The sequence below is a fragment of the Paenarthrobacter nitroguajacolicus genome, from assembly GCF_007786235.1.
In the GTDB taxonomy this organism is placed as follows: domain Bacteria; phylum Actinomycetota; class Actinomycetes; order Actinomycetales; family Micrococcaceae; genus Arthrobacter; species Arthrobacter nitroguajacolicus_A.
The window spans coordinates 1-11,922 of record NZ_VNFK01000008.1 but is presented as its reverse complement, the minus strand read 5'-3'; the positions used below and the strand labels follow the sequence as shown (position 1 = coordinate 11,922).

Sequence of the window (11,922 nt, the reverse complement as noted above, 5' to 3'; positions counted from 1 at the left end):
GGTTAACCCGTGACCAACTCTGCCGAACACAGCTGGACGCATGCCGGGCACGGCCTGCCGCAGACTGTTGAGCCTGCTCCCAACACCACCGCGATTGCCACGGGACTCCAGCTGCCCGCCGGATTTGCCGCCATTGCAGGCGACGTGGAACTCGGCCCGGCCATCACCACCAACCTTGCCCGGGTGGAGAAGAAGCTTCGCGAAGCCATCTCCAACTCGGACCCGCTGGCTGACGCGACGTCGCGCCACCTGGTGGAAGCCGGTGGCAAGCGCATCCGTCCGCTGCTCACCCTACTGTGTGCGCACCTTGGCGATGCTTCACGCCCTGAGGTTGTCCAGGCTGCCGTGGTTGTTGAGCTGACCCACCTTGCGACGCTCTATCACGATGACGTGATGGACTCGGCTCCCTTCCGGCGCGGTGCTCCCACGGCACACGAAGTGTGGGGAAACTCGGTGGCCATCCTCACGGGTGATCTGATCTTCGCCCGCGCATCGATCCTGGTGTCCGAACTCGGCTCCCGCGCACTCGGCATCCAGGCCCGCACCTTCGAACGCCTGTGCCTTGGCCAGCTCCACGAAACCGTGGGACCGCGCGAAGACGAAGATCCCGTGGAGCATTACCTGTCCGTGATTGCTGACAAGACCGGCTCGTTGGTTGCAGCTTCGGGGCAGCTCGGTGCGATCTTTGCCGGGGCGGATCCGGAGTTTGAGGATGTGCTGGTGGAGTACGGCGAGAAGGTTGGCGTGGCGTTCCAACTTGCCGACGACGTCATCGATGTCACCGGTGTGAAGGTCAAGTCCGGCAAATCCCCGGGCACCGACCTCCGCGAAGGTGTTCCCACGCTGCCCGTACTGCTGCTTCGCCGCGATGCTGCAGCCGGGGATGCCTCGGCGATTTCGCTCCTGGAACTCGTGGATGGGGATCTGTCCTCGGACGAGGCCCTCGCTGAGGCCGTTGCGGGTCTGCGCGAGCACGCCGTCACTGACGAGTCCTGGAAGATCGCCCGCCAGTGGTCCGCCGAAGCCGTTGCCGCTTTGGCCCCGTTGCCCGAGGGGGTTGTGAAGGCCTCGCTGACCAACTTTGCCCACGCCGTGGTGGACCGCAGCAGCTAAGTCTTCCTTGGCGTAGCTTCCTGACCCGGTTTAGGCGCTTGACGGCCGCTATGCACCCTTTTCGGGTTGCAAAGCGGCCGTTCTCGTTCCAAAGTAGCTCGGGTCGCCACGGCAGCCGCTCGAATCACGACGCCGGAACCCACTTTGGCGTCCACCGGGACGGTCCGAAGTGCCCGGCTTCCCTGTTGCCCAGAACGATGAGCACTTCGTCCACCATCCTCCCCGGATGGTGGACGACGTCGGAGTAGTAATACCGAAGAACCAGCAGCCCGCCACGCATGCTGGCGTTGTTCCGGTACTGGTCCTTCTTGACTTGCCTGCCTTCCACGTGGGTACCACCGTCCAACTCGATCACCAGGCAATCGTTGATCAGGCAGTCGACTTCACCAACTCCGGGTAGCTGCACGTGCATCTTCACCCTGAGTCCTGCCCTGGTGAAGTGGACATGAGCCAAAACTTCCAGCAATTAATCTGCCCTGGGAAGGACCAACCCCACAACAGTCCGCGCCCGGCCGTTGCGGGGACCCGGCAGTTTGGACGTTAGGTAATCCGGGCTGAGCAGCGCCTGGCTCACAGCACTCTGGACCATGACCAGGGACTCCAGCTCTGGCCGGCACCGAAGGGCGTGCATGAGAACGTCAGCCACGCCCGCAACGGGTAGATAGGGATGCGGGGGATGCGTCATACAGGCGTGGTCAACAACCCGCGGTTTGGGCAGACCGTTGCCGCAGCTCAGGTGCAGAGTTTCTGGTTCGCGAAGTACCCAAAGGCCGTAGAACCTCGCTGCCGAGATGCAAGTCAGGCGGCCATTCGCGCGAAAGGCGGTTACGACGTCGGGGTCTGCTCCTTTGGTGACGTAGACGCCTCGCTGCAGTCTGGTGATCACCCCGTTGCTCAACGCCGATGCCAGTGTTCGTTCAGAGAACCCGGCACGCTTCAAGTCTGCGGTTCTGGCCGCGCCAAGTCTGGATCGAAGGAATTGGGTGAGGTCCATCAGGTCATGGTTGCGGCGTTGGGGACTCTCCGGAGCTTACTTTTCGGCCTATGTGGATAACTACACCGTGCCGTAAAGGCGCCACGGGATCTTTGAATTTTCATTGACGCTAGGAGTTGCGCTTGTGACAGGATTGTCATAAGCTATTCACGGATCCACTAAATGCCTCCGGTGGGTCTGATGCGAACGGAGATTGTGGTCCCGGTTCGGTGCAGCGTATGACTCGTAACGTTGCAGCGAGCCGGGGCCATTCCGTTTAAGCCCGGAAACCTGTGGCTTTGTGACCTTCTTTCAACGCGAAACAGCCCTTATGCAATCAATAAAGGTTGCATAAGGGCTGCGTGTCGTTCAAAGAAGGTCAGGAAGCCACGGGGGCCGCCCGGGGGACTTAGTCTTCGTCGTTGAACGCCCACTCGAACATGTCGAAGACGAACTCGGAGAACGTGCCTTCCTCGCTCTTCCACTGGCCGCGCGCATTGTTGCGGCGCCAGACGATGGGGTCCGGGATGCCGAGGTCGGCGGTGCGGAAGCCCCAGGTGAACTGTTCGTCCTCGTCCTCCAGGAACATGAGGAAGCCTTCGTCATCTACTTCGAGTTCCTCGGGGTCCCAGAAGTAGTGGTAGGCCTCCATGAGGTCTTCGCAACCGCCGAGGGCAAGGTAGAACTCGCGCAGAACCAGGGGGATGGTGAAGGAGTGATCAGCGAGGGCGTCGTCCAGTTCGTCGGGCGTAAGGCCGTCTTCTTCCTGCCATTCATCCTCGAGATACTTTGGGACCAGCGCGCGGAACTTCTCGAGGAACATGTCAGTCATGCTCTTATCCTAGCTAATCCCGGGCACCCGAAATTGCGCCTGTTCCACTGCCGGGCCGGTGCCAACCACGGACCGCGAGCGGCACGTGCCAGCTGCGTCGCCATGCGGTGACACGGAAGGCGAACACCACCCCGGCAATAATGCACGCTGTCAGCCCGGTGAAAGTACCTAAGTGCCATAAAAGGGTGGTGAGTCCCGCGCCAACAAAGGCAGGCAAGGCATAGAGGTCGCGGGCATTGAAGAGGGTGGGAATTTCGTTCGCCGTAATGTCGCGCAGCAACCCGCCACCCACAGCAGTGGTGACACCCAGCAGAATGGCGGACACCGGGTTGACCCCAGCGGTGAGCGCCTTCAAAGTCCCCGTGATGCAGAACAACGCCAACCCGCCGGCGTCGAACAGGGTCAGCAAGGAGGTGAAGCGCTGGACTGACGAGAACAGGAAGTAGACCAGCATCGCGGCCAACAGCGGCGGGGCAAGATACGCAGGGTTCGTGAACGCGATGGGAGGCCCTGCGTTGATGATGATGTCGCGGATCACACCGCCGCCCAAGGCGACGATGGATGCGAGAAGCACCGAACCCACAATGTCGAACTGTTTGCGGGCCGCCAGCAGCGACCCTGAGACCGCGAAGAAGAACACGCCGACCAGGTCAAGCCACAGAAGGACGATGTCGATGGAAATCAAGTGGACGGGTTCTTTCTGGGTGCGGCTCTCAACAGATGCTGGCTCAACGTTACGCTAGCTCCCATGAACAGCCCCGTTTTGATCGCGTGCGCCCACGGAACCCGCAATGCCGAAGGCCAAGCTGCCATCCGCCAGGTGATGGCTGACATCGAAGCCCTCCGTCCAGGCCTTCAGGTGCTTGAGGCCTACGTCGATGTGCAGGAGCCCGAGTTGTCAGGCGTGGTGGAGGGCCTGCCCGAGGGGACGGACGCCGTCGTCGTGCCGCTTTTGCTGTCCACCGGCTTCCACATCAAAGTGGACGTACCCAAGGCGATCAAGAGCCGGAACGAGGTGGTGGCCGCCAGGCCGCTGGGCCCGGATCCGCGACTGGCTGAGCTGCTGGCCACTCACTTACGAGCCGCTGGGCTGACCGAGAACGACGGCGTGCTGTTGGCTGCCGCGGGGTCCTCCCTTCCGGACGGTTCGGTGGATTCGGAAGAGCAGGCGAGATTGCTCGCAGAGCTGCTGCCGAACAAGGTGCGGGTGGCCTATGGCGCCAGCGCCCAACCAACAGTGCCCGACGGCGTTGCCTCCTTGCGTGCGGAGCTCGCCGCGGAAGGGAGAACAGGAAGGGTCTTCATCTCCTCGTACCTGCTCGCGACTGGCTATTTCCATGACCAATTGGCCAAGGCAGGGGCGGACATTGTGTCGGCTCCTTTGCTGCCGTCGACGGTGCTCGCCGAGATCGCGCTGGAACGGTACGACTCAGTGTTGGAAAGGCTCTCCTAACCTTTATCTGTGCGGAAAAGTGCTCAAAAGGACCTGCACAAAACGGGCCCTCCGGACAAGGCCGCTGGCGTGTTCGTGACGAAATGTTTCCCTAGGTGACTTAGCATTTCCGGACCTTTGCTGGCGAAATCTGGCCAGACCTACAGTCGAGTTATGACAGATACAGCTGTAGCCGGTGCGTCCGCGGACACCGCAGTCCCTTCGCGCCCAGCACGCACCCGCCCTGCCGCCAAGCCCCATGGCCAGTGGAAGGTTGACGGCACCACCCCACTCAATGCCAACGAGACCTGGAAGCAGGACGACAACGGGCTGAACGTCCGGGAGCGCATTGAGTCTGTCTACTCCAAAGAAGGCTTCGACTCGATCGACGGCACCGACCTCCACGGCCGTTTCCGCTGGTGGGGCCTCTACACCCAGCGCAAGCCCGGGATCGACGGCGGCAAGACCGCAACGCTTGAACCGCACGAGCTTGAAGACAAGTACTTCATGCTGCGCGTCCGGATCGACGGCGGTGCATTGACCACGGAGCAGCTGCGGGTCATCGGCCAGATCTCCGTGGACTTCGCTCGCGGCTCAGCTGACCTCACGGACCGCCAGAACATCCAGTTGCACTGGATCCGCGTTGAAGACGTGCCGGAAATCTGGCGCCGCCTCGAATCCATTGGCCTCTCCACCACTGAAGCGTGCGGCGACGTTCCGCGCGTCATCCTCGGCTCCCCGGTTGCGGGCATCGCCAAGGATGAGATCATCGATCCCACGCCGCTCATCCACGAGCTCGCCGAGCGGTTCATCGGCGACCCTGAGTTGGCCAACCTGCCGCGTAAGTACAAGACGGCCATCACGGGCCACCCGTCGCAGGACGTGGTCCACGAGATCAACGACTTCGCCCTGGTTGGCGTTGTCCACCCCGAACTCGGTGCCGGCTATGACCTCTGGGTGGGCGGCGGCCTGTCCACCAACCCGCGCCTGGCCGAACGCCTGGGTGTGTTCGTCTCCGCCGATGTGGCCGCTGAAGTATGGCTGGGCGTCACCAGCATCTTCCGCGACTACGGCTACCGGCGCATGCGCACCAAGGCCCGCCTGAAGTTCCTCATGAACGACTGGGGCCCGGCCAAATTCCGCCAGATCCTCGAAGACGAATACCTCGGCTTCAAGCTTCCGGACGGCCCTGCGGCTCCGAAGCCCACTTCGCCCGGCGATCACATCGGTGTGCACGAGCAGAAGGACGGCAAGTTCTTCATCGGCGTCACTCCCACAGTGGGGCGTACATCCGGCGAGGCACTGGTCACGCTTGCTGACACGCTGGAGAAGCACGGCAGCTACCGCCTGCGCACCACTCCTCACCAGAAGCTCGTCATCCTGGACGTTGCCAAGGATAAGGTGGAGCCGCTGATTGCTGAGCTGGACACGCTGGGCCTCTCCGCCCGACCGTCCGTGTTCCGCCGCGGCACCATCGCCTGCACAGGCATTGAGTTCTGCAAGCTGGCCATCGTGGAAACCAAGGTCACGGCAGCTACCGCTATCGCCGAGTTGGAACGCCGTTTGGCCGACCTTGTGGAGACCAAGCAGCTGCCGTCGGCACTGTCCCTCCACATCAACGGCTGCCCGAACTCCTGCGCACGTATCCAGACGGCCGACATCGGCCTGAAGGGCATGATGCTGCCAACGCCCGACGGCGACCCCACCCCGGGTTTCCAGGTCCACCTCGGTGGCGGGCTGGCTAACAACGAGCGTGAGGAAGCCGGTTTGGGACGGACGGTCCGCGGCCTCAAAGTCACGGTGGAAGACCTGCCCGATTATGTGGAGCGCGTCGTCCGCAAGTTCGTCGCCGTGGGCGCCGAGGGCCAGACCTTCGCTGAGTGGGCACACTCCGCAGATGAAGGAGATCTCCAATGACAGATCCCGTCACCATTACCGACCTCGCCAGCGCAGCAGCCCGTCCGGCCCTGCGTTCACACGAAGAGCTCAAGGCACTGGCTGAAGCCGGAGCCGCTGAGCTCGGCTGGAACGCCCCGACACGGGACGTCATCGCGTGGGTGGCGCGCAACTTCGAATTGCCCACTGTGACAGTGGCCTGCTCCATGGCCGACGCCGTCCTTCCGGCCTTGGTGGCGGACCAGCTTCCCGGCGTCGACGTTTTGTTCCTCGAGACCGGCTACCACTTCAAGGAAACGTACGAGACCCGAGACGAAGTTGCTGCGAACCTGCGCGTCAACGTGGTGGATGTCCTTCCGGAGAACACTGTGGAACAGCAGGACCGCCTGCTGGGTAAGGACCTGTTCGCCCGCGACCCCGCCCAGTGCTGCGCGCTCCGCAAGGTCCAGCCCCTGCGTCGCTCGCTGGCAGGCTACGAGGTGTGGTTCACCGGTGTTCGCCGCGACGAAGGACCCACCCGCACCAACACGCCCGTGATCACCTGGGATGAGGGCTTCGGCTTGGTCAAGGTGAACCCGATGGTGGACTGGACCTTCGATCAGCTGATCGAGTACTCCGAGGACAACATCCTTCCCGTCAACCCCCTCCTGAGCCAGGGCTACCCGTCCATCGGCTGCCAGCCCTGCACCCGCAAAGTGGCCCCGGGCGAAGATCCCCGCGCCGGCCGCTGGGCTGGATCCGACAAGACAGAATGCGGACTACACACATGAGCACTCAAACAACGTCAGCGGACGCCTACGCAGCAGATGCCGCCCCCGCCCCTTCGCTGGACGGCAATGCTGCAAGCAGCATTGCGTCCAGCTACGACAGGCCCGATGCCACTCCCGGGGCGGCATCTGCTGCTTCGGCTCTGCAGTCGACTCGCCTTTCGTCTCTGGACACCCTCGAGTCCGAGGCAATCCACATCATCCGCGAGGTCGTTGCCGAGTTCGAGAAGCCTGCGCTGCTGTTCTCAGGCGGCAAGGACTCCGTGGTCATGCTCCACCTCGCCACCAAGGCCTTCTGGCCGGGCAAAGTTCCGTTCCCGGTCCTGCACGTCGATACCGGACACAACTTCCCGGAGGTCATCGACTTCCGCGACCGAACTGTTGAGCGCCTGGGCCTGAAGCTGGTTGTCGGCTCGGTGCAGGAATTCATCGACCGCGGCGAACTGGCCGAGCGCGCCGACGGCACCCGCAACCCGTTGCAGACCGTTCCGCTCCTGGACGCGATCCAGCGCAACAAGTTCGACGCCGTGTTCGGCGGCGGTCGTCGTGACGAGGACAAGGCCCGCGCCAAGGAGCGCATCCTGAGCCTCCGTGACGAATTCGGCCAGTGGGATCCGCGCAACCAACGCCCCGAGTTGTGGAACCTGTACAACGGCCGCCACACGGTGGGCCAGCACGTCCGTGCGTTCCCCATCAGCAACTGGACCGAGCTGGACATCTGGCGCTACATCGAGCGCGAGAACATCGAGCTCCCCAGCCTGTACTACGCCCACGACCGTGAGGTCTTTGCCCGCGACGGCATGTGGCGTGCAGTGGGCGAGGTTTCCCAGCCGCTGCCGCACGAGGAAGTCATCACCAAGCTGGTGCGCTACCGCACGGTGGGCGACATGTCCTGCACCGGTGCAGTCGAGTCCGATGCCCGTACCGTGGCCGACGTCGTAGTTGAAGTCGCTGCCTCCACCCTGACCGAACGTGGCGCCACCCGAGCAGATGACCGCATCTCCGAGGCCGCCATGGAAGACCGCAAGAAGGACGGCTACTTCTAAATGAGCACCGAAACACTGGCTGCCGGGCTGGAAACAGCCCTGCCCACAACCCTGTTCCGTTTTGCCACTGCCGGATCGGTCGACGACGGCAAGTCCACTTTGGTGGGCCGCCTCCTTCACGATTCCAAGGCAATTCTTGCTGACACGCTCGACGCCGTTGCCCGCACCTCCGCGGATCGCGGCTTCGGCGGCGAAAAGGGTGGGATCGACCTCGCCCTCCTGACCGACGGCCTCCGTGCCGAGCGCGAACAGGGCATCACCATCGACGTCGCCTACCGCTACTTCGCAACGGACCGCCGCAGCTTCATCCTGGCGGACTGCCCCGGCCACGTTCAGTACACCAAGAACACGGTGACCGGTGCGTCCACTGCGGATGCCGTCGTCGTACTCATTGACGCCCGCAAGGGTGTGCTGGAGCAGACCCGCCGGCACCTGTCCGTATTGCAGCTGCTGCGTGTTGCCCACGTGATCGTTGCCGTCAACAAGATCGACCTGGTGGACTTCAGCGAGCAGGTGTTCCGCGACATCGAAGCGGACGTGCAGAAGGTTGCACGCGAGCTGGGTCTTGGTCGTGAAGATTCACATGCTGGCGGAGTTGCAGATCTTTTCGTGGTCCCCGTGTCCGCCTTGGATGGCGACAACGTGGTGGACCGCTCCGAGCGCACACCTTGGTACACCGGTCCGGCATTGCTTGAAGTCCTCGAAACGCTCCCGGCGGCTGACGAGCTGGAGGCCGAGCTGGAAAGCTTCCGCTTCCCGGTCCAGCTGGTGATCCGCCCGCAGGGCGCCCTGGCTCCGGATGCTGTTGCTGCCGGACTCGATGTCGAGGCATACCGCGATTACCGCGCCTACGCTGGCCAGATCACTGAGGGTTCCGTGAAGGTTGGCGACGAAGTGTCCGTCATCAGCCCTGGGCACGAACCGCGGACCACCACCGTGGTTGGCATCGACTTTGCCGGCCAGTCGTTGGAGGAAGCTGCCGCTCCGCAGTCGGTGGCTGTCCGCTTGGCTGACGAGATCGACATCGCCCGCGGCGACACCATTGCTGCTGCCGGAACGGTCCGCGAAAGCACGGCCGACCTGTACGCGTCACTGGCTTGGCTCTCGCCCAAGCCTTTGCGTGAAGGGCAGAAAGTCATGGTGAAGCACGGTACACGCACCGTCCAGGCCCTGGTCCGCAATGTCACCGGAAAGCTGGATCTGGCGACGTTCAACGTGGAGCCGGCATCCAACCTGGAGCTCAACGACATCGGACACGCACAGCTCCGGTTGTCTGCTCCGCTGCCGCTGGAGAATTACCTCCACCACCGCCGCACCGGCGCATTCCTGGTGATCGACCCCATCGACGGCAACACCCTTGCTGCCGGCTTGGTTAAGGACCACCCGGGCGACCACGAAGACGAACGTTACGTCATCTAGGGTCACACCTAGTCACAAAACCGCAGCTTGTTCGCGACTCCTCACGTTGTACGGCGGGATCAGCGAACAAGCTGCGGTTTTCTTTTTGGAAGGCCGCATGCCACACAACACCGCATTCACCACACTCCTGGACTCCGGTAAGGACCTGGTTCTGGACGGAGCGTTAGCTACGGAACTCGAAGCCCACGGCTGCGATCTTGAGGATCCGTTGTGGTCGGCCAAGGTCCTGCTGGAGCAGCCCCACCTGATCAAGCAGGTCCACCGCGACTACTTCGAGGCCGGTGCCTCCGTGGCCATCACGGCCAGTTACCAGGCGACTCCGCAGGGGTTTGCCCGGCGTGGGCTTGGTGCTGAGGAGTCGCTGGAACTCGTGGCGTTGAGCGTGCGGCTGGCAGACGAGGCGCGCCGGGAATCTCTTGCGGCTGGCTCTGCGAGTGGCCCGCTGTTGGTGGCTGGGTCGGTGGGGCCCTATGGCGCCTACCTTGCCGATGGCTCCGAGTACCGCGGTGATTACACGCTTTCTGCCGCAGAATTCCGGGACTTCCACCTTCCTCGCATTGCCGCGCTGGTGGAGGCCGGCGCGGATTTCCTGGCGTGCGAGACGCTGCCGTCGTTCGCCGAAGCAGAGGCGCTGTTGGCGCTGGTGGCGGAGTTCGACGTCGAATCATGGTTTACGTTTACGCTGCGGGACAGCGGCCACATCAGTGATGGAACGCCCCTTGCGGACGTCGCTGCGCTGCTGCGCGCGGAACCGCGCGTGGCCGCCGTCGGGGTTAATTGTGTGCCGCTGGACCTGGTGACGGACGCGCTGGGCACCCTGCAAGAGTCCTCCGACAAGCCGCTGGTGGCCTACCCGAATTCGGGCGAAACATACGATGCCGTGACCAAAACCTGGAGCCCGTCGGAGGGTGTTCAGGGCATTGGAACGTTGGCTGGAAACGCGGCTGAATGGCGGGGCCTGGGAGGCCGTCTCATAGGTGGCTGCTGCCGTACAACCCCACGCGACATTGAAGCCCTCGCAGCGAATATGGCGCCAGGTGACCCTGCGTGAACCTGCAGACAAGGACTACAGGGGCTCCACGGTGGACGGATCAAACGGTGCGCTGTGATGCGATGGAAATTCGTCGCACACCCACATAGGAACCTTTTCGATTGACCGGAGCGACATGCGTGAGTGTCGACCATTCGAGGAACACCAAGGGCACTCGCCCTTGACCTGTGTTGCGTAGACCGTCCCGTCGTAGCTCTTTTCGTAAGTTCCAAAAGGGCTAACTATGACCTGACCCGGCATAAACACAAGGCGGAAATACGCCCAGCCGAGCAGCATGAAACCGCCCAGCAGGCCGAACACTGTCAGGGGGAGGAACCATCCGCTTCGAATTGATGGCGGAAGAATCGCAGAAATCACAAAGGACAAGATGGTACAGACAGCAGCGACGGCCGCCAGCCAATTGTCCGGAAGTACGCTCTTTTTCTTCGATGTGCGTTCAATGGGCATTCGAAGATCGAACGGGTCCGAGGGGTCTTTTCCGATGATGACCCGGTCTGCGATGAAGTCCCTGCCAGCCTGGATGCCACCAGTGTTGTCGCCCATGGTTATCGCATAGTCCGAGCCGATCGACTCGTCATTGACGTGCGGGACTGGCTGGCCGCAGCCGCAGTACTCGTATCCTTCCGGCGGAGTGCGGCCGCAATCGCATACAAACATCGAGTTCTCCCTCTGCTGTCGTTTCCCAGAGTGTCCATCCACCCACTGACATTTCAGTGTTGGAGGACTGGGATTCATGACGAGGCAAGCGGGGTTGTTCCATTTTGCTGGCTCATTCCTTCTGGATCGCCGGAGGACGGCGGGCCGGCGGGATCTTTGGAGGGGCGGGTCGGAATGATCCAGCAGAATCGGGGCGATGGTTCCCGCGGCGAATATGACGCCACGTGAACCTGCGTGAACCCTGATTTCTACGGGATTGAAGCCGAAATATGACAGTCCCTACTGTGAATGTATGACCTCTCCGGAATGGTCCTTGTCTGCCCTCGACGGGCGATGTCACGGGGCCTGATCCTCGCCCCCCACTTCGCATCCCACATTCATAAGGACCCACCCTCATGTCGAACACTCCCGAGTCACAGAAACCCGGTTCCGGTACCACCCGCATCGTCGCTGGTGAGACCGCCCCCAAGCCCAAGCGCCGCCGCACAGTTGAGATCGCCCTGGCCGTCGGCCTGGTGCTGCTGATCGGTGCAGGCGCCGCAGTTGCTTCCGCTGTTTCGCAGAACAACCAGGCCGCCCCCGCTCCCACTACGTCGCCTGCAGCTGAGCTCAAGCTCGGCTACTTCAGCAACGTCACCCACGGCCCGGCGCTGGTAGGTACCAGCAAGGGCCTGATCGCCAAGGAACTCGGCGACACCAAACTCAGCACCCAGGTCTTCAACGCCGGCCCCGCCGC

At 62.8% G+C, this 11,922-nt stretch carries 12 protein-coding genes and 1 pseudogene; 8 read left to right on the top strand and 5 right to left on the bottom strand.

All coding sequences use genetic code 11. The features are described 5' to 3' along the window. Nucleotides 1-9 precede the first annotated feature (9 nt). Nucleotides 10-1,113: a polyprenyl synthetase family protein gene (locus tag FQP90_RS11815; protein WP_144650449.1), complete on the top strand. Its 1,104-nt coding sequence runs from the start codon at nucleotides 10-12 to the stop codon at nucleotides 1,111-1,113. 124 nt (nucleotides 1,114-1,237) lie between these two features. Here the strand turns inward: FQP90_RS11815 and FQP90_RS23825 are convergent, their stop codons facing one another. The 4 genes from FQP90_RS23825 to FQP90_RS11800 all read right to left on the bottom strand — a co-directional run bounded on the left by FQP90_RS23825 (nucleotide 1,238) and on the right by FQP90_RS11800 (nucleotide 3,603). Beyond that, entirely contained in the window at nucleotides 1,238-1,525 is a 288-nt protein-coding gene (locus FQP90_RS23825; protein WP_306439409.1) for a DUF559 domain-containing protein, read from the bottom strand. 54 nt (nucleotides 1,526-1,579) lie between these two features. Next, nucleotides 1,580-2,107: a type IV toxin-antitoxin system AbiEi family antitoxin domain-containing protein gene (locus tag FQP90_RS23820; protein ID WP_306439407.1), complete on the bottom strand. Its 528-nt coding sequence runs from the start codon at nucleotides 2,105-2,107 to the stop codon at nucleotides 1,580-1,582. Between the two features lie 388 nt (nucleotides 2,108-2,495). Further along, on the bottom strand, nucleotides 2,496-2,918 hold the full coding sequence (locus FQP90_RS11805) for a hypothetical protein (protein ID WP_144650446.1): 423 nt from the start codon (nucleotides 2,916-2,918) through the stop codon (nucleotides 2,496-2,498). Between the two features lie 13 nt (nucleotides 2,919-2,931). Next, nucleotides 2,932-3,603: a trimeric intracellular cation channel family protein gene (locus FQP90_RS11800; protein ID WP_144650444.1), complete on the bottom strand. Its 672-nt coding sequence runs from the start codon at nucleotides 3,601-3,603 to the stop codon at nucleotides 2,932-2,934. Here FQP90_RS11800 and FQP90_RS11795 point away from each other — a divergent pair, their 5' ends adjacent. From FQP90_RS11795 to mmuM, 6 genes are all read left to right on the top strand, one after another. After that, nucleotides 3,604-4,371 (top strand): sirohydrochlorin chelatase, encoded by a 768-nt coding sequence (locus tag FQP90_RS11795; RefSeq protein ID WP_144650441.1) that lies wholly within the window; start codon nucleotides 3,604-3,606, stop codon nucleotides 4,369-4,371. It begins immediately after the preceding gene. A gap of 153 nt (nucleotides 4,372-4,524) precedes the next feature. Next, on the top strand, nucleotides 4,525-6,267 hold the full coding sequence (locus tag FQP90_RS11790; RefSeq protein ID WP_144650438.1) for a nitrite/sulfite reductase: 1,743 nt from the start codon (nucleotides 4,525-4,527) through the stop codon (nucleotides 6,265-6,267). Then, on the top strand, nucleotides 6,264-7,016 hold the full coding sequence (locus FQP90_RS11785; RefSeq protein ID WP_144650435.1) for a phosphoadenylyl-sulfate reductase: 753 nt from the start codon (nucleotides 6,264-6,266) through the stop codon (nucleotides 7,014-7,016). Before FQP90_RS11790 ends, FQP90_RS11785 begins: the two co-directional genes overlap by 4 nt. Next, a complete protein-coding gene (gene cysD / locus FQP90_RS11780) occupies nucleotides 7,013-8,059 on the top strand; it encodes a sulfate adenylyltransferase subunit CysD (RefSeq protein ID WP_434371210.1) in 1,047 nt (348 codons plus the stop codon). The genes FQP90_RS11785 and cysD overlap by 4 nt, the downstream gene beginning before the upstream one ends. Further along, the gene (locus tag FQP90_RS11775) at nucleotides 8,060-9,478 is read left to right on the top strand and encodes a sulfate adenylyltransferase subunit 1 (RefSeq protein WP_144650432.1); all 1,419 of its coding nucleotides are present in this window, start codon (nucleotides 8,060-8,062) and stop codon (nucleotides 9,476-9,478) included. 97 nt (nucleotides 9,479-9,575) lie between these two features. After that, a complete protein-coding gene (gene mmuM, locus FQP90_RS11770) occupies nucleotides 9,576-10,529 on the top strand; it encodes a homocysteine S-methyltransferase (RefSeq protein ID WP_144650429.1) in 954 nt (317 codons plus the stop codon). A gap of 15 nt (nucleotides 10,530-10,544) precedes the next feature. Here the strand turns inward: mmuM and FQP90_RS11765 are convergent, their stop codons facing one another. Continuing rightward, a complete protein-coding gene (locus FQP90_RS11765; protein ID WP_144650426.1) occupies nucleotides 10,545-11,186 on the bottom strand; it encodes a hypothetical protein in 642 nt (213 codons plus the stop codon). Between the two features lie 395 nt (nucleotides 11,187-11,581). Between FQP90_RS11765 and FQP90_RS11760 the strand changes: the two are divergent. Next, nucleotides 11,582-11,922, top strand: a pseudogene (locus tag FQP90_RS11760) (sulfonate ABC transporter substrate-binding protein); the annotation flags it as partial.

Bases quoted from the DNA above. Each gene is read 5' to 3' on its own strand.
- mmuM (WP_144650429.1), top strand. From the start codon at position 9,576: ATGCCACACAACACCGCATTCACCACACTCCTGGACTCCGGTAAGGAC.
- FQP90_RS11785 (WP_144650435.1), top strand. From the start codon at position 6,264: ATGACAGATCCCGTCACCATTACCGACCTCGCCAGCGCAGCAGCCCGT.
- FQP90_RS23820 (WP_306439407.1), bottom strand. From the start codon at position 2,107: ATGGACCTCACCCAATTCCTTCGATCCAGACTTGGCGCGGCCAGAACC.
- cysD (WP_434371210.1), top strand. From the start codon at position 7,013: ATGAGCACTCAAACAACGTCAGCGGACGCCTACGCAGCAGATGCCGCC.
- FQP90_RS23825 (WP_306439409.1), bottom strand. From the start codon at position 1,525: ATGCACGTGCAGCTACCCGGAGTTGGTGAAGTCGACTGCCTGATCAAC.
- FQP90_RS11765 (WP_144650426.1), bottom strand. From the start codon at position 11,186: ATGTTTGTATGCGATTGCGGCCGCACTCCGCCGGAAGGATACGAGTAC.
- FQP90_RS11790 (WP_144650438.1), top strand. From the start codon at position 4,525: ATGACAGATACAGCTGTAGCCGGTGCGTCCGCGGACACCGCAGTCCCT.
- FQP90_RS11805 (WP_144650446.1), bottom strand. From the start codon at position 2,918: ATGACTGACATGTTCCTCGAGAAGTTCCGCGCGCTGGTCCCAAAGTAT.
- FQP90_RS11775 (WP_144650432.1), top strand. From the start codon at position 8,060: ATGAGCACCGAAACACTGGCTGCCGGGCTGGAAACAGCCCTGCCCACA.